The 17,921-nt window shown below is 67.3% G+C and carries 21 protein-coding genes and 1 tRNA gene; 14 read left to right on the top strand and 8 right to left on the bottom strand.

Annotated elements, in window-relative coordinates:
* The first annotated feature begins 83 nt into the window (after positions 1 to 83).
* Positions 84 to 989 carry a DUF106 domain-containing protein gene (locus EP28_RS00615; RefSeq protein ID WP_049982086.1) on the top strand — a complete coding sequence of 302 codons (906 nt, stop codon included), beginning with the start codon at positions 84 to 86 and terminating at the stop codon, positions 987 to 989.
* Positions 990 to 1,056: 67 nt separating this feature from the next.
* On the opposite strand, the gene EP28_RS00610 is transcribed toward EP28_RS00615, so the two are convergent.
* Positions 1,057 to 1,449, bottom strand: coding sequence for a DUF5830 family protein (locus EP28_RS00610; RefSeq protein WP_049982085.1), 393 nt, complete (start codon positions 1,447 to 1,449; stop codon positions 1,057 to 1,059).
* Positions 1,450 to 1,597: 148 nt separating this feature from the next.
* On the opposite strand from EP28_RS00610, the gene EP28_RS00605 reads away from it, so the two are divergent.
* The 8 genes from EP28_RS00605 (at position 1,598) to EP28_RS00570 (ending at position 9,417) form a co-directional block, all read left to right on the top strand.
* Positions 1,598 to 2,881, top strand: coding sequence for a tRNA pseudouridine(54/55) synthase Pus10 (locus EP28_RS00605; RefSeq protein ID WP_049982084.1), 1,284 nt, complete (start codon positions 1,598 to 1,600; stop codon positions 2,879 to 2,881).
* Between the two features lie 47 nt (positions 2,882 to 2,928).
* Entirely contained in the window at positions 2,929 to 3,642 is a 714-nt protein-coding gene (locus EP28_RS00600) for a universal stress protein (RefSeq protein WP_049982083.1), read from the top strand.
* Positions 3,643 to 3,759: 117 nt separating this feature from the next.
* Positions 3,760 to 4,818: an anthranilate phosphoribosyltransferase gene (gene trpD / locus EP28_RS00595; protein ID WP_049982786.1), complete on the top strand. Its 1,059-nt coding sequence runs from the start codon at positions 3,760 to 3,762 to the stop codon at positions 4,816 to 4,818.
* Positions 4,818 to 5,462 carry a phosphoribosylanthranilate isomerase gene (locus tag EP28_RS00590; protein WP_049982082.1) on the top strand — a complete coding sequence of 215 codons (645 nt, stop codon included), beginning with the start codon at positions 4,818 to 4,820 and terminating at the stop codon, positions 5,460 to 5,462. Before trpD ends, EP28_RS00590 begins: the two co-directional genes overlap by 1 nt.
* Positions 5,459 to 7,147 (top strand): anthranilate synthase component I, encoded by a 1,689-nt coding sequence (trpE, locus tag EP28_RS00585; protein WP_049982081.1) that lies wholly within the window; start codon positions 5,459 to 5,461, stop codon positions 7,145 to 7,147. The genes EP28_RS00590 and trpE overlap by 4 nt, the downstream gene beginning before the upstream one ends.
* Positions 7,144 to 7,737: an anthranilate synthase component II gene (trpG, locus tag EP28_RS00580; protein WP_049982080.1), complete on the top strand. Its 594-nt coding sequence runs from the start codon at positions 7,144 to 7,146 to the stop codon at positions 7,735 to 7,737. The genes trpE and trpG overlap by 4 nt, the downstream gene beginning before the upstream one ends.
* A gap of 139 nt (positions 7,738 to 7,876) precedes the next feature.
* Positions 7,877 to 8,782 (top strand): NOP5/NOP56 family protein, encoded by a 906-nt coding sequence (locus tag EP28_RS00575; protein WP_049982079.1) that lies wholly within the window; start codon positions 7,877 to 7,879, stop codon positions 8,780 to 8,782.
* Positions 8,779 to 9,417: a fibrillarin-like rRNA/tRNA 2'-O-methyltransferase gene (locus tag EP28_RS00570; RefSeq protein ID WP_049982078.1), complete on the top strand. Its 639-nt coding sequence runs from the start codon at positions 8,779 to 8,781 to the stop codon at positions 9,415 to 9,417. The genes EP28_RS00575 and EP28_RS00570 overlap by 4 nt, the downstream gene beginning before the upstream one ends.
* A 1-nt stretch (position 9,418) precedes the next feature.
* On the opposite strand, the gene EP28_RS00565 is transcribed toward EP28_RS00570, so the two are convergent.
* Positions 9,419 to 9,727, bottom strand: a complete 309-nt coding sequence (locus EP28_RS00565; protein WP_049982077.1) for a cyclin family protein — start codon at positions 9,725 to 9,727, stop codon at positions 9,419 to 9,421.
* A 78-nt stretch (positions 9,728 to 9,805) separates the two neighbouring features.
* Here EP28_RS00565 and nth point away from each other — a divergent pair, with 78 nt between their 5' ends.
* The 3 genes from nth to EP28_RS00550 all read left to right on the top strand — a co-directional run bounded on the left by nth (position 9,806) and on the right by EP28_RS00550 (position 11,210).
* Positions 9,806 to 10,507 carry an endonuclease III domain-containing protein gene (gene nth, locus EP28_RS00560; RefSeq protein WP_049982076.1) on the top strand — a complete coding sequence of 234 codons (702 nt, stop codon included), beginning with the start codon at positions 9,806 to 9,808 and terminating at the stop codon, positions 10,505 to 10,507.
* Complete coding sequence (locus EP28_RS00555) at positions 10,504 to 11,064, top strand: phosphatase PAP2 family protein (protein ID WP_230455239.1); 561 nt, start codon at positions 10,504 to 10,506, stop codon at positions 11,062 to 11,064. The genes nth and EP28_RS00555 overlap by 4 nt, the downstream gene beginning before the upstream one ends.
* 61 nt (positions 11,065 to 11,125) lie before the next feature.
* A tRNA-Leu gene (locus tag EP28_RS00550) sits at positions 11,126 to 11,210 on the top strand.
* A gap of 268 nt (positions 11,211 to 11,478) precedes the next feature.
* Here EP28_RS00550 and EP28_RS00545 read toward each other — a convergent pair.
* The 6 genes from EP28_RS00545 to mvk form a co-directional block, all read right to left on the bottom strand.
* The gene (locus EP28_RS00545) at positions 11,479 to 11,982 is read right to left on the bottom strand and encodes a DUF8162 family protein (RefSeq protein WP_049982074.1); all 504 of its coding nucleotides are present in this window, start codon (positions 11,980 to 11,982) and stop codon (positions 11,479 to 11,481) included.
* Positions 11,983 to 12,461: 479 nt separating this feature from the next.
* Positions 12,462 to 12,791, bottom strand: coding sequence for a DUF7976 family protein (locus EP28_RS00540; protein ID WP_049982073.1), 330 nt, complete (start codon positions 12,789 to 12,791; stop codon positions 12,462 to 12,464).
* Positions 12,788 to 13,831 (bottom strand): Mrp/NBP35 family ATP-binding protein, encoded by a 1,044-nt coding sequence (locus EP28_RS00535; RefSeq protein WP_049982072.1) that lies wholly within the window; start codon positions 13,829 to 13,831, stop codon positions 12,788 to 12,790. The genes EP28_RS00540 and EP28_RS00535 overlap by 4 nt, the downstream gene beginning before the upstream one ends.
* Before the next feature lie 358 nt (positions 13,832 to 14,189).
* Positions 14,190 to 14,885 (bottom strand): archaellin/type IV pilin N-terminal domain-containing protein, encoded by a 696-nt coding sequence (locus EP28_RS00530; RefSeq protein ID WP_049982071.1) that lies wholly within the window; start codon positions 14,883 to 14,885, stop codon positions 14,190 to 14,192.
* A 98-nt stretch (positions 14,886 to 14,983) separates the two neighbouring features.
* Positions 14,984 to 15,805 (bottom strand): isopentenyl phosphate kinase, encoded by an 822-nt coding sequence (locus EP28_RS00525; protein ID WP_049982785.1) that lies wholly within the window; start codon positions 15,803 to 15,805, stop codon positions 14,984 to 14,986.
* 20 nt (positions 15,806 to 15,825) lie between these two features.
* Positions 15,826 to 16,842 carry a mevalonate kinase gene (gene mvk, locus EP28_RS00520; RefSeq protein ID WP_049982070.1) on the bottom strand — a complete coding sequence of 339 codons (1,017 nt, stop codon included), beginning with the start codon at positions 16,840 to 16,842 and terminating at the stop codon, positions 15,826 to 15,828.
* Positions 16,843 to 16,945: 103 nt separating this feature from the next.
* On the opposite strand from mvk, the gene EP28_RS00515 reads away from it, so the two are divergent.
* The gene (locus EP28_RS00515) at positions 16,946 to 17,536 is read left to right on the top strand and encodes a mechanosensitive ion channel domain-containing protein (RefSeq protein ID WP_049982069.1); all 591 of its coding nucleotides are present in this window, start codon (positions 16,946 to 16,948) and stop codon (positions 17,534 to 17,536) included.
* Positions 17,537 to 17,561: 25 nt separating this feature from the next.
* On the top strand, positions 17,562 to 17,906 hold the full coding sequence (locus tag EP28_RS00510; RefSeq protein ID WP_049982068.1) for a DUF4870 domain-containing protein: 345 nt from the start codon (positions 17,562 to 17,564) through the stop codon (positions 17,904 to 17,906).
* The last annotated feature ends 15 nt before the right edge of the window (positions 17,907 to 17,921 follow it).

The raw sequence follows: 17,921 nt of genomic DNA, 5'->3' as shown, positions 1-17,921 counted from the left end.
CGCGGCTTTCGCGACCGCGACTGTCGCGACTGTCGCCGCCGATCCTACAAGGTTCTTAACAGTCGGCCGCTAACCGGCCGATAATGAGCAAGGTCGAACGGAGAGTCCGCTCGCTCGTCCGCGGGGACAGCGAGATGCGAGACGCGATCGAAGTCGTTCTTGACCGCGCCACCGACGGCGAGGTCCAGTGGATCGACGTCCGCGACGAGATCACGAGCGGACAGTGGGGTCGACTCATCGAAAAGGAGGTCCTCGTCGACGGCGAGACCGGGTTCGCGCTGGCCGACCCGGACGCCATCGAATCGGGACTCGAAGACGACGGCGGCGACGGCGGAGGCGGCGACGCCGAGACGCCGGAGACGACGTCGTGGACGAAGTGGGACAAGGTCGCGGGCGTCGCGACGATCGGTGCCTTCGTCGGCTACGCGGTCAATCCGGTTCGGAACGCGATCGCCGGCGCGATCGACGTCGTGCTCGGTCCCCTTCTGAACATCGTTCCGTTCTACGTCGTGGTGATGGTGATCGCGCTCGCGACCGGCCTGTACTCCACGCTGTTGCGCGCGGGGCTCATGGACATGGAGAAGATGAGCGCGTACCAAGACCGGATGAAAGAGATCCAAGAGCGGCGCAAGGACGCGAAAGAGCGCGACGACCAGGCCGAACTCGACGCCATCCAAGAAGAGCAGATGGACGCGATGGGCGATCAACTCGGTATGTTCAAAGAGCAGTTCCGTCCGATGGTGTGGATCATGTTCCTCACGATCCCGGCGTTCCTCTGGATGTTCTGGGTGATCGGCTACCGCGGCTCGGACCCCGCGTATCCGGCGGTCGCCGCACAGGAGATGATCGTCCCGCTCGCCGGCACCGTCACCTGGGACACGGGAGTCGTCGGCCCGATACAGATGTGGATCCTCTGGTATTTCCTGTGTTCGATGGCGTTCACACAGCTCGTCCAGAAGAGCCTCAACATCCAGATGTCGCCGTCGTAGCCGAGAGGAACAACGCGTTCGACGGCGTGTGACCTCCGAACCCGCTATTCTCGGAGCCGTCGGTACGTCACTGCCCGTCGGCCGACTCCGCACGTCCCGTCACCTTCCGGATACACGAGGAGCCGAACGGGCCGAGTTCGCCGGCGTCTAATCGCACGAAGTGGCCGGTGGTGAGCCCGGAGCCGCAGCGGCGACACTCGAAGGAGCCCTCCCGCGTCACCACCTGCGTCTCGTAGTTCACATGAGTGCCGCCGCGCTCGACGCGGAGGCGCGCGCCGTCGCGATCGATGACGCCGCGTTTCTCGGCGGTGTCGAGGATCTCTCGGGTGAGCGTGGGGCTCGTGGTCACCGTCTCGATTCGATCGATCGCCTCCGGGAGCGACAGCTCCTCGCGTTCGAGGTGTGCAAGAAGCTCCACGCCGAGTTCGACCGTATCGGTGCGCGTTGACGGCGCGGTCACAGCCGCCATCACGACGGCGACCCTCTTAACTTCCACACTGTCGGTCGCGGTCGTCGCGACGAGAGTCGTGCGGTCGCGGGCACACCGTCCGAACCGTCGGTCGATAGAAGCCCGTAAGACAGTTATCGGGCGGGGCGCTGGAGTTCGTATGGACGTACTCGACGTCGCGGCGCGAGCGGCCGAGACCGGTCCGGTCTGTGACGCCTGCCTGGGCCGGCTCGTCGCTGAGCGGAGCTTCGGGCTGTCGAACGCCGAGCGGGGGTCGGCGCTGCGCACCGCGCTGGCGCTGCGCGACGACGAGGACTACGAGCCGGTCGAGACGGTCGACTGCTGGGTCTGTGAAGGTCGGTGTGCGGAATTCGACGCGTGGGCCGAACGCGCGGTCGACGCGGTCGGCGACGCCGAGTTCGAGACGTACAACGTCGGGACGCGGACGCCGCCGCTGATCGAGGAGAACGAGGCGCTGCTCCGCGAGGAGGCCGGAGTCGACGCCGACGCGGGCGAGCCGTTCAAGTCGGAGTTCAACCGCGAGGTCGGCAAGCGCGTAGGTCGTCTCACCGACACGGAGGTCTCCTTCGACCGCCCCGACGTGCAGTTCACGATCGATCTGGCCGAGGACGCGGTCGACGCGAAGGTGAACTCCACGTTCGTCTACGGTCGGTACCGGAAGCTGGAGCGCGACATTCCGCAGACCGAGTGGCCGTGTCGAGAGTGCAACGGTTCCGGCCGGCAGGGCGCAGACCCCTGTGACCACTGCGGCGGTTCGGGATACCTCTACGACGACAGCGTGGAGGAGTACACGGCACCGGTCGTCGAGGACGTGATGGACGGGACGGAGGCGACCTTTCACGGCGCGGGCCGCGAGGACGTCGACGCGCTCATGCTCGGGACCGGTCGGCCGTTCGTGATCGAGGTGGCGGAGCCGCGTCGCCGGCGCGTCGACACCGATCGGCTCCAGTCGGACATCAACGCGTTTGCCGACGGGGCCGTCGAGGTCGAGGGACTCACGCTCGCGACGTACGACATGGTCGAGCGCGTGAAAGAACACGACGCCTCGAAGCGCTACCGGGCCGACGTGACCTTCGATGCCGACGTCGACGCCGACGCCCTCGCCGACGCGGTCGAGAGTCTGGAGGGAACGACGGTCGAGCAGTACACGCCGAACCGGGTCGACCACCGGCGGGCGGGACTCACTCGGGAGCGCGACGTGTACGAGGCGAGCGCGGAACTGGACGACGCTCGCCACGCAACCGTCGAGATCCACGGCGCGGGCGGACTCTACATCAAGGAGCTGATCTCGGGGGACGAGGGACGGACGGAGCCGAGTCTCGCGGGACTCTTGGGCGTCGGTGCCGAAGTCACCGCGCTCGACGTCGTGGCCGTCGAAGGCGAGACAGAGTCGTTCGAGGACGAGGCGTTCTTCCGCGAGTAACGAGCGGACCGCCGGGATTTATGCGACGTGCGTCAGACATTTCGCTCATGAACGGGCGCGACGCCGACGGCGGAACCGCGGACGACGCGGCCGTCGAAACGGCCGGGACGGCACCGGACCCCGGCGAACCGATCGTCGAACGGCCCGTCGGGGAGGCGATCGCTGCGACCGCGACTGCGGCGCACGCTCGGATCGAGGGCACGGACCGGGTGAGCCGGGGGGACCGAGTCGCCTCGATCCTCGTTGCGGTCGGTCCCGGACCGCACTCGGGCGCGACGGTCGACCTCGCCCGGGCGGTCGCCGAGACGACCGACGCGTGGCTCGATCTGTTCCACGTCGTCCCCGAGGACGAACCGACACCCGAGAGCGATGGCTCCGGCTCTCGGGGCGGGGACGCCCCGGCCGACAGCGCCGGCGAAGCGACGGCCGGCACCGCGACGAGTGACGACGGAGCGGCAACGAGTGCCGACGGAGCGGCGGCCGCGTCGAGCCCGACGACCGGTGACGACCTGCTCTCGGCCGCGTGCGACCGCCTCGACGGCTTCGAGCGCGCGGACCGGTGGCTCGTCGAAGACCAGCGGGCGGCGGACGCGATAATCGAGCAGTCGCCGTATTACGACCTCGTCGTCGTCGGCGAGACGACGACGGGGACGGTTGGGCGATTCGTCTTCGGCTCGACAACCGAGACCGTGGTCGAGGAGGCCGCGGTCCCGGTGGTCGTCGTCGAGGCGGACGGACCGACGCCGATCGTCGGCGACTGACCGGTCGGCCCCGGCGGCTGTGCTTGCGACATCGACGCACGGATAGCGCCGGCGACAGCGTTAAATCAGTGTACATACTTGTACATCACAACGCGGAATACTACATTGGTGAACACGATGGATATCAACGAGACGGTCGAACGCGTGACGGACGGGGAGGACCTGACGGTCGAACAGGCGCGCGAGGCCGCGAGCCTCGTCTTCGAGGAGGCGACGGAGGCGCAGATCGGTGCGCTTCTGGCTGCGCTTCGAGCGAAGGGTGAAACGGAAGCCGAGATCGCCGGCTTCGCACAGGGGATGCGCGACGCCGCGCGGACGATCGATCCCGACCGAGCACCGCTCGTCGACACTTGCGGGACCGGCGGCGACGACTACAACACGATCAACGTCTCGACGACGGCCGCTATCGTCGCCGCCGGCGCGGGCGTCCCGATCGCCAAGCACGGCAACTACTCGGTGTCGTCGTCCTCCGGGAGCGCCGACGTGCTGGAGGTCGCGGGGGCCGACATCGAGGCCGAGCCGTCGGCCGTCGAGGACGCCATCGAGCGGGATGGGATCGGCTTCATGCTCGCGCCCGTGTTCCACCCGGCGATGAAGGCCGTCATCGGCCCGCGGAAGGAACTCGGCATGCGAACGATATTCAACGTTCTCGGCCCGCTGACGAACCCCGCGGGTGCCGAAGCGCAGGTGCTCGGCGTCTACGATCCCGATCTGGTCGGGACGATCGCCCGATCGCTCGCGCACATGCCAGTCGAGCGCGCCCTGGTGGTCCACGGCGACGGCATGGACGAGATCGGCATCCACGGCGAGACGGTCGCAGCCGAGGTCGACGGCGAGGACGTGCGTGAGTTCACGATCGATCCCGCCGACCTCGGACTCGAACGCGCCCCGATCGAGGCGGTCGCGGGCGGGACGCCCGAGGAGAACGCGGCCGACCTCCGCGGGATCGTCGAGGGGACTGTGACGGGGCCGAAGCGGGACCTCGTGCTCGCGAACGCCGGCGCGGCCGTCTACGTCGCGGGCGAAGCCGACTCGCTCGAAGCCGGGGTCGAGCGCGCTGCCGAGGCGATCGACTCTGGCGGGGCCGCAACGAAGTTCGCGGCGCTCTGCGGCGACGATTCGGCGACGGGCGCGGCCAGTGAGGATACGCCGTCTCCGACCTCGGAGGACGACTGATGGCTCGCGTGAAGGTCTGTGGGCTCGCCCGCGACGCCGACCTCCGGGCGGCGGTCGACGCCGGGGCCGACGCGGTCGGCGTCATCACCGAGGTTCCCGTCGACTCCCCCCGCGAGGTGGAACCCGCCACGGCGGCCGACCTCCTCGCTGACGTCCCGCCGTTCGTGACGGCGACGCTCGTCACGATGCCCGACTCCGCGGAACGCGTCGTCGAACTCGTCCGGACGATCGGTCCCGACGCGGTCCAGATCCACGGCGGGTGGACGCCCGATGAGATCCGATACATCCGCGCTGAGACCCAGAGAAAGGTGCTCCTCGCCGTCGACGCCACAGAGCCGGGGCGCGCGGAGGAACTCGACGCGGTCGCCGACGCGCTCGTGCTCGACTCGACGGACGAGTCGGGCGCGGGCGGGACCGGCGAGACGCACGACTGGACGCGCGCCGGCGAACTCGCTGACCGACTCACATCGCCCGTCGTCCTCGCGGGCGGGCTCACGCCGGATACGGTCGCGGAGGCGATCCGGGCGGCCGACCCGTTCGCGGTCGACGTCGCCTCCGGCGTCGAACTGGACGGTGGGCGGAAAGACCACAACGCGGTCGCCCGGTTCGTCGCGAACGCGGGCCGGGAGATGGAACTCGCATGAACGACTCGCTGCTTGACACCGACAGGGAGACGTTCGCCGATCTCGCGAGCGACGCCGGCGACCCCGAGGGACCGGTCGTCGTTCGCGTCGCCGCGTCGCTCGACGCCGACGTCACGCCGCTCGCGGCGTACGCGACGCTGGTCGGCGACAGTCCGTACGGGTTCCTGCTCGAATCCGGCGAGAAGGTTGCGTCCAGCGATCCGGACGGCGCGTTCACCGCTGGCGGGAAGGCGGACAAACACGCCCGCTACTCGTTCGTCGGCTACGACCCGGAGGCGATCGTCTCCGTCCATCCCGACCGCACCGACGTCACCGAACTCGGACCGGCCGCGTCGTTCGTCGGGGGGGTCGACGGCGAGGCGGTCGCCGACGAAGCGGAGGGCAGTGAGGCGGTCGCGGACGAGGCGAGCGGCCTCGGACCCGCCGAGGGCGACGCGATCGACCGCGTCCGGGCGGCGTTTCCCGACGTGCGCCGGCGCGGGTTTCCCGACACCGACCGCCAGATCCTCTCCGGGGGGTTCGTCGGCTTCCTCGCGTACGAGGCCGTCTACGACCTCTGGTTGGACGAGGTCGGCGTGGACCGCCCCGAGACCGAGTTTCCGGACGCCGAGTTCGCGCTCACGACCCGCACGGTCGTCTTCGACGAGGTGGAGGGTACGGTCGAACTCGTGTTCACGCCCGTGATCGGCGGCGACGACGACCCGGGCGCGGTGTACGACGACCTCGTCGCCGAGGCCGAGCGCGTCGCCGACGAACTGCGCGCGGCGTCGTCACCCGACCCCGACGGCGTTCGTATCGACGCCGAGTCGGCCGGCGCACAGGCCGACTACGAGGCGGCCGTCCGGACGGCGAAACAGCACGTCCTCGACGGTGACATCTATCAGGGCGTCATCTCGCGGAGCCGCGAGCTACGCGGCGAAGTCGACTCGCTCGGACTGTACGCCGCGCTCCGCGAAGTGAACCCCTCGCCGTACATGTACGTGCTGCGTCACGACGACCGCAGCATCGTGGGTGCGAGCCCCGAGACGCTGGTATCGGTCCGGGGGGACCGCGTCGTCTCGAACCCTATCGCCGGCACCTGTCTGCGCGGGACGAGCCCGGTCGAGGACCGCCGACTCGCGGGCGAGATGCTCGCGGATGCCAAGGAGCGCGCGGAACACACGATGTTGGTCGACCTCGCGCGCAACGACGTGCGACGCGTCTCGGCGCCCGGGTCGGTCCGCGTCGAGGAGTTCATGAACGTGCTGAAGTACAGCCACGTTCAGCACATCGAGTCGACGGTGACGGGCACGCTCGCCGACGACGCGGACGCCTTCGACGCGACGCGCGCGACCTTCCCGGCCGGGACGCTCACGGGCGCGCCGAAGGTTCGCGCGATGGAGATAATCGAGAAGCTTGAGACGACCCCCCGCGAGGCGTATGGCGGCGGCGTCGGCTACTACGCGTGGAGCGGCGACGCCGACTTCGCGATCGTGATTCGGACGGCGACGCTGGAGGACGCGGACGACGAGTCGGTCGTCACCGTCCGGGCCGGCGCGGGGCTCGTGGCCGACTCCGATCCCACCGCCGAGTACGAGGAGACCGAACAGAAGATGGACGGCGTGTTGGCCGCTATCGACCGCATTCGAGAGGGCGACACGCCCGGAGGAGACCCGCTCGCCCCCGGCACGGAGGTCGACGAATGAAGGTCGTCGTGATCGACAACTTCGACTCGTTCACATACAACCTCGTCGAGTACGTCTCCGACCAGCCCGACGACGACGAGCCGATAGAGATCGAGGTGTTCAAAAACACCGCGTCGCTCGCCGACATCGAGCGGGCGGAACCCGACGCGATCCTCATCAGTCCCGGCCCCGGCCACCCGAAGAACGAGCGCGACGTGGGCGTCACCGCGGACGTGCTGCGAGAGCTGTCGCCCACGGTGCCCACGCTCGGCGTCTGTCTCGGCCTCGAAGCCGCCGTCTACGAGTACGGTGGCACGGTGGGGCACGCGCCGGAGCCGATCCACGGGAAGGCGTTCCCCGTCGAGCACGACGGCGACGGCGTCTTCACCGGACTCGATCAGGGATTCCGCGCCGGGCGGTACCACTCGCTCGCCGCCGTCGAGGTACCTGACGTCTTCGAGGTGACCGCGACGACCGACCACGACGGAGAGTCCATCGTGATGGGCGTCCGACACCGCGAACACCCGATCGAGGCGGTGCAGTTTCACCCGGAGAGCGTGTTGACGCCGGCCGGGCACGACCTCATCGGGAACTTCCTCGCGTCGGTCTGAGGCGGTTGTGCCTACTGCCGGGTGTGTCGTCTCGAAGGCGAGTCGACGGGCACCTGACACCCACGGCTATCCGGGCAGCGAACGCGCTCCGGCCGCCACACCGGGACGCATATACGATTTCGGCCGCAGGGTTCGGAGTATGTGCAACGATACGGCGGGGGCGGGCTGGTTCGAGGCGGGACCGCCCGACGACCGCGACGCGGCGCGGAACGCTATCGATAGCGGCGGCGCAGACCGGCCGGAAGACTGGCCCGCCCGCGCCGTCGACACCGGCTTCGCAGAAGACGAGTCGGCGTACTACGACGCCCTTCACGATGCCACCCTCCGTGCCACGCGGGCGGCCGTCGAAGAACGCGAGCGCGCGGACGATCAGCAGTTGATACACGGCGTTCGGGCGATGGACGACTGCGAGCGCACCGCGAACGAGCTGGCGGAGAGAGCGACGGAGTGGGCTGGCAGTCTGTTCGACGACGTAGCGCCCGGGATCGAGGGCGCACGCGAGGTCACCGAGCGCGAGCCGACCGACGAGATCGAGGAGCGAGCGGTCTCGCTCGCGAGACGCGCGGCCGACGTGGCCGACGAGCGCGACGCGATCGCGGCGACGATCGAGCGGGTCGCGCCGGCGGTCGCGCCGAACCTCGCGGAGATGGCCGGTCCGGAGCTCGCGGCGCGGCTGATCGCGCTCGCGGGGGGACTGGAGTCGCTGGCGAAAAAGCCGTCGGGCACGGTGCAGGTGCTCGGTGCCGAGGACGCGCTGTTCGCGCACCTCTCCGGGCGCGCCCCGTCCCCGAAACACGGCATCATCTACACCCACGAGTACGTCCGCGGCACGCGACCCGAAGACCGCGGGTCGGCCGCGCGGGCGCTCGCGGGCAAGCTGACGCTCGCGGCTCGGGCGGACCACTACGCAGGTGAGCGCCGCGAGACGCTCCACGACGACCTTCGCGAGCGGATGGCGACGATCCGCGGGCGCGCCGACGGTCCGAACGGGGGGAACGGTTCCGAAGGGGCGACCGACGGCGACGCCCCGGAGGAGAGCCGATGAGCGAACCGACGCTCCCGGCCGGCGTCGAGCGCCGCGCGATCGACGGCGAGACGGGGCTCGCGACTCGCGGCGAGCCGGTGTACGGCGAGCCGACCGCGGACGGCTGGCGCGCTTGGGATCCCCGACGGTCGAAGCTCGGCGGCATGCTCGAACTCGGATTCGACACCGGGCTCGCGGGCGGTGAGACCGTCCTCTATCTCGGTGCCGCGAGCGGGACGACGGTCAGCCACGTCGCGGACTTCGCGGGACCGACCTACGGCGTCGAGTTCGCGCCGCGGCCGGTGCGCGATCTGCTCGACGCCGCCGAGTCCCGCGATCGGCTGTTCCCGCTCCTCAAGGACGCGCGGAAGCCACGGACGTACGCACACGTCGTGGAGGCCGACGTGGACGTGATCGTACAGGACGTCGCGACTCGCGGGCAGGCGACTGTCGCCGTTCGCAACGCGCAGTTCCTCGCGGACGACGGACGGTTGCTGCTCGCGATCAAAGCGCGCAGCGAGGACGTGACCGCCGCGCCCGACGACGTTTTCGACGAGGCCGTGGATCGGCTCCGTGACGCCTACGAGGTACTGGAGACGCGACGACTCGATCGGTTCCACGAGGACCACCTCGGCGTCGTCGCGACGCCGAAGTAGCTCACCACGTCGGCGGCGTGAATCCGGCGTCCGCTAAAATGGGTTTCCAACGCTTCTGAACGGAGAGCCGCGAGACGCCCATCGCGTCGGCGACGGCGGACTGTGACCGCTCTTGACCGCGGATCAGCGCGGCGGCGTAGAGACTACCGGCGGCGGTGACGCGTTTTCCTCGCTCCTCCTCGGGTGCTCGCGAGAGGAAGAGGTCGGTCGCGGTCGAGAGCGCCTCCTCGTCGAGTTCAAGCGTCGCGCAGGCCTGCTCAAGCCTGTCGATCCACGCCGCGTTGTCGACGCGCTCGCTCGCACGGTACATACCCGGAGTACGCCCCGAGAGGTACATAAGTGTCCGCGTGGCCGCCGCGCTCAAGTCGACCCCGTTCGTACGACGGGTATGTCGACGCAAGCGTGGACGGAGTCGCGGGTGCGCGCGCTCCACGACGACCTCGTGGACCAGTACGAGCCCGTCGATCGAGAGGCCGAACACGGCGCGGACCCGACCGCGGATCCCGGCGAAGGAGTCAGACAGCTGGTGACGACGATCCTCTCACAGAACGTCGCAGACGAGAACACGACCCGCGCGTCTGCGGCGCTTTTCGACCGCTACGCGGACTTCGCCGCGATCGAGGCCGCCGATCACGACGAGCTGGCAGAAACGATCCGCGTCGCCGGACTCGCCGACCAGAAGGCCGCTCGGATCCAGCGCGCGCTGGCCGCGATCCGCGAGGAGACGGGCGGTGCGTACTCGCTCGCGTTTCTCGACGCCATGGCGACCGGGGAGGCGAAGGCGTGGCTGACGGAGATTAAGGGGGTCGGACCGAAGACCGCGAGCGTCGTGTTGAACTTCCACTTCGGCAAGCCGACGATGGCGGTCGACACCCACGTCGAGCGCGTCTCGAAGCGGTTCGGGCTAGTCCCCGAATCGGCCTCGAACGCGGCCGCCCACGACCGGCTCGACGAGATGGTTCCCGACGAGCTGATCTACCCGCTTCATGTGCTGTTGATCCGTCACGGGCGAGAACGCTGTTCGGCCCGCGACGCCGACTGCGCGAACACGGTGTGTGAGACGTACTGCGACTGTGAGTTCTGTCCGTGAACTATTTGTTGGGCACCGTTCGGTGGATCGACTTGCGCGCCGCCGAGTTCGTCGCCTCGATACGGACGCCGGCGCTCACGGAGGCGATGACGTCGATGACCGGGCTCGGATCGGTCACGGCCGGCGTCGTGCTCGTCGGGCTGTTCCACCTCGCGGGGTGGCGCGAGGAGTTCCGAACGAGCGTGGTGGCGCTGTCGATGCTCGGCGTCGTGGTCTGGGCGTTGATGTCGGTCGTCGAGCGGCCGTTTCCGTCGAATCCGGTCTGTGTGACCGAGGGGACGTCCGGCACGACGAGTTCGTTCCCGTCGGGTCACGCGGCCGCCGTCACCGCGTACGCGATGGTGGCTCGAACCTCGGAGGAGCTTCCGTTCGCGACGACGACCGCGCTCGCCGCGCTGATCGCGTTCTCACGGGTCTACCTCGGCACGCACTACCTCTCTGACACCGTCTTCGGGATCGGACTCGGGATCGCGGCGGTGCTCGTCGCCGAGCGGATCCTCGATCGGATCGACGCCGACGCGCTGGTCGCGCGGCTGCCGTTCGACGCGGACCGCTGATTGGCGACCCCTGTCCCCGGAGCGACAGCTATTTTTGCGCCACCCGGGTACGATAGCTCGCGCGCGGGTTGCCGAGCCAGGCCAAAGGCGTAGCGCTTAGGACGCTATCCCGTAGGGGTCCGCCGGTTCAAATCCGGTCCCGCGCATGAGCGAACGTACGTGAGCGAAGAGCAGGAGCGGATTTGTAGCCCAGAGGACGAGCGAAGCGAGTCCTCGCGGTTCAAATCCGGTCCCGCGCATGCAACGATTTCTGCGTGAAGGGCTCTGTTGAAATCCTCAACAGTCGACACATTTTGAGCCCGCATGGTCAGTACAGTGTGCATATTGAGGGGTAGATGAACAACATCATTATCAAAAAACAAGCTGTTGATCTGCGTCTAAACAAGGTCCGATATAGTGTATCGACTCAATTATTCAGGGACCAGCCATAACATCGCCGAATCCAGCGAAGATAGACAGTATGTATGCTGGTCCGGCCAGAAACGCAAGGTACCAGATGAGGCTGCCGACGACAAGAACGATTGTCTTGGGTGCGTACTCGTTAGGGTCCCAATCAAGTCCACTCCTCGGGAGTACGTACAGAAGTAGGAATGGCCATAGGAGGAGAGAGATCAGCGTCGCCACGACGATCCCATCGATTCCGGCGACGTAGATCTCCGAGGCTTGCGTTGGCGGTCGCACGTCGAGACTCACTGAGAGCGTGCCTCCGAAGAGAAACCCCCAGACGAGCGCCGGCAGGAGAATCCACAGAACATAGTTCACTCGCCACCCGCTGGGCGGCAGCACCGCGAAGAGATCTCTCAAGCGCCCCGCAGTCAGGAACGGTGACCAACACACTCCAATAAACAAGCCGTATATTCCGATGAGGAGGGCGAAATGCGCAGCGGTGAACAATACTGAAAAAAGATTATCGAACATTTCTAGTATATTTTCAAACAGTTGGTATGTCTCTTGTGGTATCCACACGAAACCGACGATCTCACCTGAGAGATACAGAGTACACGACCATCGACCGAAGATACTTAGTTGAGATTGAAACATCTAAAACAGTGGAACAATATCCAGTCACCTGTCTGAAAGGAGTTGGGTTGGTTCTCGCTTTGTTTTTCGCCCTCTATCCAGCGATCCTCATCGTTCAATTACTGACGAACACAGTAACCGAGTCCACTGTCCAAATACTGGTTCTCTTGATCCTGTCCAGTATCGCGTGGTTCTGGATACTTCGTCTGTATCGGGCGTATCGTTCCGTTGGGTTGACAATGAAACCCTCCGAATGACAGCGGTACGTACTATCTTGGTGGTCAGTTTGCAGTCTTTAGCGAACAGCTGTTTCAAACAGTTATATGTCTGAGGAATGGGATATCACAGAGTCGAGTGAAGCGAACGGAACGACTCGATTACCGCTCGATGCCGCCCTGCGGTTTGATCTGCATGATGTGGCGGACGTTGAGGTAGATTTCTTCCGGCGAGGTCTGCTCGTCGGGGTCGTACAGGTCCGACACGCGGTAGAGGATCGCCGAGAGCTGTTTGCTCTCGGAGCTGTCTCCGCGAACGTCCCCGGCGATTTCGCGGAGGAACGCTCGAACCTCGGCGTCATCGGCGAACTCGTCGGCCACCGCATCCGTCCCCGCGGCCTCGGGAACGACCGGGTCGACGCCGGCGGCGTCGTGCGGCCCTTCGGGCTCGTCGGTCCGTCCGTCTCCGTCGACCTCGTCCGCCCCGGTCATCGCTTCTCGGACGCCTCTCGGCGGCGAACAACCCCGGCGTTGTTCGCGACGTTCTCGACTATCAGTTTGAACGCGTCGGCGGTCTCGCCGTCGTCGAGCACGACCGGATCGCCGTCGTCGCCGCCGGTGCGGACCGCGGGATCAAGGGGGACGCCGCCGAGGAACGGGAGGTCGTGTTCGGTCGCGAGCGCCTTCCCGCCGCCGGAGCCGAATATCTCGTGGAAGCCGCCGCAGTCGGGACACCTGAACCCGGCCATGTTCTCGGCGACGCCGAGCACGTTCGTGTCGTGTTTGCCGAACATCCGAAGTCCCTTCACCGCGTCGTCGAGCGCGACCTCCTGCGGCGTCGTGACGATCACGGCACCCGTCAGCGGGAGCGTCTGGAGGATGGTGAGTTGCGTGTCGCCGGTGCCCGGAGGCAAGTCCATGACGAGGTAGTCCAGTTCGCCCCACTCGACGTCTTCGACGAGTTGCGTGATGATCTTGTGGACCATCGGACCGCGCCAGATAACGGGGTCGTCCTCGCCGGTGAGAAAGTCCATGCTCATTAGTTTCACGCCGAACTTCTCGGGCGGGACGATCGTCTCACCGTCCGTCTGCGGGCGCTCCTCCGCCGAGACCATCCGCGGGACGTTCGGTCCGTACACGTCGGCGTCGAAGAGTCCGACGCGCGCGCCGAGTTCCGAGAGCCCCGCAGCGATGTTGACCGCCATCGTCGACTTCCCGACGCCGCCCTTTCCAGAGGCGACCGCGATCACGTTCTGGACGCCCGGGAGGACCTGCTCGTCCGCCGAGAGGTCGTCGGGAATGGACGCGGAGAGTTCGACCTCGAAGGGTGAGTCGGCGAGCGCGTCTCGCACGTCGCCGGCGATCTCGGATTCGTGTGGCGAGAAGGGCGCACCGAGCGCCAGCGACACGCGGACGACGGCCGCCTCCGCGTCGACGTCGATGTCGTTCACCAGGCTGAGAGAGACGATATCGTCGCCGAGATCGGGGTCCTGCACGGTCGCAAGTTGCTCTCGCACGTCCGCTTCGTTCATGTCCGAACGGAGGGTAGTGGGTCGAATAAGGGTTCGGTACGGGAGACAGAACTCCGGGACGAGCGTGTACTGCCCGGTTCGGTACCGGTTCATACATGCTGAAGCGAGTGAGATCTGACGAAGCGATATGGGTTCGCCACGTCGAAGACGACACCGCGTACGCAGGCCTCACCGCGTCGTATCTCGATCGCCTCGGTCCGGGGTTCGACCACGAGTCGGTACGGACCAGTACGAGGTGCCTGTCAATCGAATCCGAAACGCTGTCGGCCGCCACCGGCCATGTATGGCTCACTCAAAATACAAAAGGGTCACCGAGTCGCGGCGGTAGTCGACGTGACGCTCGGTGGCCGACGTAACGCTACCACGGCCACCATCCCCACCAGCCCCTCCCCCCGTCTCCGTCGTCGCCGTCATTTTCCCCGGCGTCATCTTCCGCGAAGTCAGAATTGTCACCGCTATCACCGTCGTCGCCACCACCCGTCAACCATTCCCACAACCACGAATCGTCGTCGGAATCATCAGTATCATCGCCCTCGTCGTTGTCGCCCTCGTCGTTGTCGCCCTCGTCGTTGTCGCTGTCGCCGGTACCATCGTCCCAGTCGTCGCTCTCGTCGTCACGTTCGTCGCTACCGTCGTCACCGTCCGTGCCGTCAGACGGTGTCAGGGTCGCGCGACAGATCACCGACTGCTCGGTGACGACCAGCACCGTGGTCTGGGACTCAACCGACCCGAGTCTCGCGGACTCGCCCGTCTCGAAGGCGGTATCGCCGTCGCCATCGTCGATCGCGAACTCGATACGCGATTCGCCCGAGGCGTTCCGGAACACCACGTCGAGACCCGCTTCGTCGACGGGGTCGCCGCCGGTCTGGGTCACCACGACCGCGTCGTCAACGTACTCGATCTCGCAGTCGACGAAGTGCTCGGACGAGTCATCGGTCTGCGTGAGCGTGTATAACCCGTACCCACCGACGAGCGTCGTGCCAACGACTGCGAGTCCGAGAAGCAGAATGGACCCGACGATCGAGGACTGTCCGCGGTTCGTGGGATCGGTCATTGAGGCGGTCACGCAGAGCACGCACTACGCTGTCAGGCGGTTCGCGGTCGCGTGAGATATACTGTTCCCCTCAGATATCAGTCACGATACCGGGAGAGCTACGGCCGCTCCGTCCCGCCGTCGATTCGCGTGCCGGCGTCGTCGCCCCGCAGGAACGCCGCGAGTCCGTCGGCACCGAACACCTGTGCCGGCGCGTCGAGAGCAAGCAGTTCTCGGACTTTCGCCGCCATCCCGCCGGAGACATCCGTCTCGTCGCTCGCGCCGAGCGCGTCCGCGACCGGATCGAACGCGTCGATCACGTCGATCACGTCGCCGTCGGCGTCGAGGACCCCCGGTACCGTCGAACAGACGCCGACCCGCTCAGCCCCGAGCGCAGATGCCAGTTCGACGACCAGCTCGTCGCCTGAGACGACGGTCACGCCCGCGCCGGCGGTCGCGACGCCGTCGCCGTGAAGGACGGGAACGAACCCCTCATCGAGCAGTGTCGCCGTCGAGCCGATCGGCAGGTCCAGATCCCCGCTCGCGCCGTCCGGGCGGGCAGAGACCGAAAGCGGGTGGACCGGAACGGCCGGCACGTCCCGGTCGTGAAGTCGAGAGAGGACGTGTCGGTTCAACGTCGTCATCGCGCCGTGGACGTCCATCACCGCCGTGACGTCGCTCGTGCCGGCGGTCGTCGAGACGCCGTGCTCGCTCGCGTGGTGGTGGCCGAAGCTCCCGCCGCCGTGAACGACCACGAGACGAGATACCGATCCGGCGTCGCGGGCCGCGGCGATCGCGTCGCAGGCCGCGTCGAGCGCCGCCGTATCGAGGGTTTCCGGGCGGCCCTTTTCCGTGATCAGACTCCCGCCGAGCTTGAGCACGACGGGCGGTGGCGACGCGCCGGCCGCGTCGCCGCCATCGGGCGCGACGGCGTCGCCGATCGAGACGTCTCTCGCACCCGTCACGGCTCCACCACCCGGACTCCTTCCGTCGCAAGCGCTGCCCGAAACGTCTCCTCACAGCCCTGCGTGAACGAGAGCGCGGTCTCCGTCTCGTCGCTCGGGTCGAGCGCGACGATACAGCCGCCGCCGCCAGCGCCGGTGAGCTTCGCGCCGTGTGCGCCCGCGTCCCGAGCGGCCCACACCATCGTGTCGAGCGAGCGCGCGGAGACACCGAGAGCGGCTAACAGGCCGTGGTTAAAATCCATCAATTCGCCGAGTTCGGAGAGCAACGCTGCCGAGGGAGCGTCACCCGGATCGGCGTCGGCGAGCAGGTCTTCGCCGGCTCTGACCACGTCGCCGATCGCCGTGATCGTGTCGGCGGCGAACGCGTACTCGTCCCTGAGCTGGCCCACGCCGGCCACAAGCTCTCCCGTGTCGCCCGCCCCGCCGTCGAAACCGACGACGAACGGGAGGTTAGGTGCGTCTATCGGGTCGCAGTCGTCGCCCTCCACTCGTACCGCACCGCCCATCGTCGAGCAGAACGTGTCGGCCCGGGAGGCCTGCCCGTCTTGCACCTCGTGTTCGGCGCGATAGGCTCTGTCGGCCAGCTCCCGCGGTTCGAGCGGCTCGCCGAGCGCGCGGGTCGCCGCGTCGATGCCGGCGACGACCACGGCCGCGGAGGAACCCAGTCCGGCCCCGAGCGGGATGTCGCTTTCCACGGTGATGTCGAATCCGGCGTCGGGTGCGTTCGCCGCGTCGCGGGCCTGTCGGACCGCGGCGTCGACGTAGCCCATCGCGGCCTCGACGAGCGGGGTCGGTACGTCGACGTCCGGCCGGTCGTCGGTCCCGCCGGCGTACTCCACGGTGAACCCGTCGAGAGAGATGTCCTCGGCCTCGACGCGAACGTGGTCGTCGTCGCGGGGCTCGGCCGACACGGTCGCCCGGCGCTCGATCGCCGCGGGGACGGCCGGCTCGCCGTACACCACGGCGTGTTCGCCGAAGAGGTACACCTTCCCCGGCGCGTCACAGACGGTCATACGAACCTCCTCTCTCCGCGTGCTTACAGGCGTTGCGCTTGCGTGTGCGCCGCCGGACAAATCAGTCCCGTACCTTTTCACCGCGGCCGCCGTGTCGTGTTCCATGTCACCGATACCGTCGCTTCTCGCGGGGGCGTTTCGCGACTTCCTCGACGGCCTGACAGTCGCGATACCGAGGCTGCTCTCGGGGCTGGTCTTCCTGTCGCTCGCGTACGTGACGGTCCGGATCGCCCTCGCCGTTGTTCGCTCGTCGATCGAGCGCGTGTACGTCGGCGACCGCGAGCTGGTCGGCGATCTCATCGTCACGCTCGTCTCCGTGTTCCTCTGGTTCGGCGTCGCGCTCACTTTCCTGAAAGTCGTCGGCATGGGCGACATCGCGGCGAGTCTCGGCACCGCCATCGGGTTCATCGCGCTCGGCGTCTCCTACGCGCTCTCAGAGATGATCGAAGACACGGTCGCCGGCGTGTACCTCCTTCGAGACCCGGATTTCAATCCGGGCTATCGAGTCGAGGCAAAGGGGGTGACCGGAACCGTCGCCGCCATCGAGCTCAGGAAGACCCGGATCGACACGGACGCCGGCGACCGGGTCGTCGTCGCGAACCGCGAGATCGAACCGCGCTGGACGTACGACACGTCCGCGCCGGCGGACGAGGGAGCGGGAGATCAAAGTGGGGTGGACACCGCCAACACATAAATACCAAGCCGCGGACATCGCATCCATGGGATCAACAGCGGCCGGCGTCGATACCGGCGGAACCGGAGACAACACCACCATGGCAGCGCTGACGCACGTCCTCGCCCTGTTCACATGGCTCGTCGGACCACTCGTGGTCTACGTCGTCACCGACGACGCGTTCGTCAAGGAGAACGCGCGAAACGCCATCAACTGGCAGATCTGGTTCACCGTCTACTCGCTCATCGCGCTCGTGTTGGTGCTCGTCGGTATCGGACTCCTGGCGCTGCCCGTTCTCGGCATCGTCGACACCGTGTTCATCGTGATCGCTGCGGTGAAAGCCTCTGACGGGGAGGCGTGGAGCTACCCACTCACGATCGGCGTGTTGTAGATCGGGAGGCTCGAA

Source organism: Halorubrum sp. BV1, assembly GCF_000746205.1.
GTDB lineage: Archaea > Halobacteriota > Halobacteria > Halobacteriales > Haloferacaceae > Halorubrum.
Note: the sequence above shows the minus strand (reverse complement) of the source record. Positions and strands in the feature narration are given on the sequence as shown.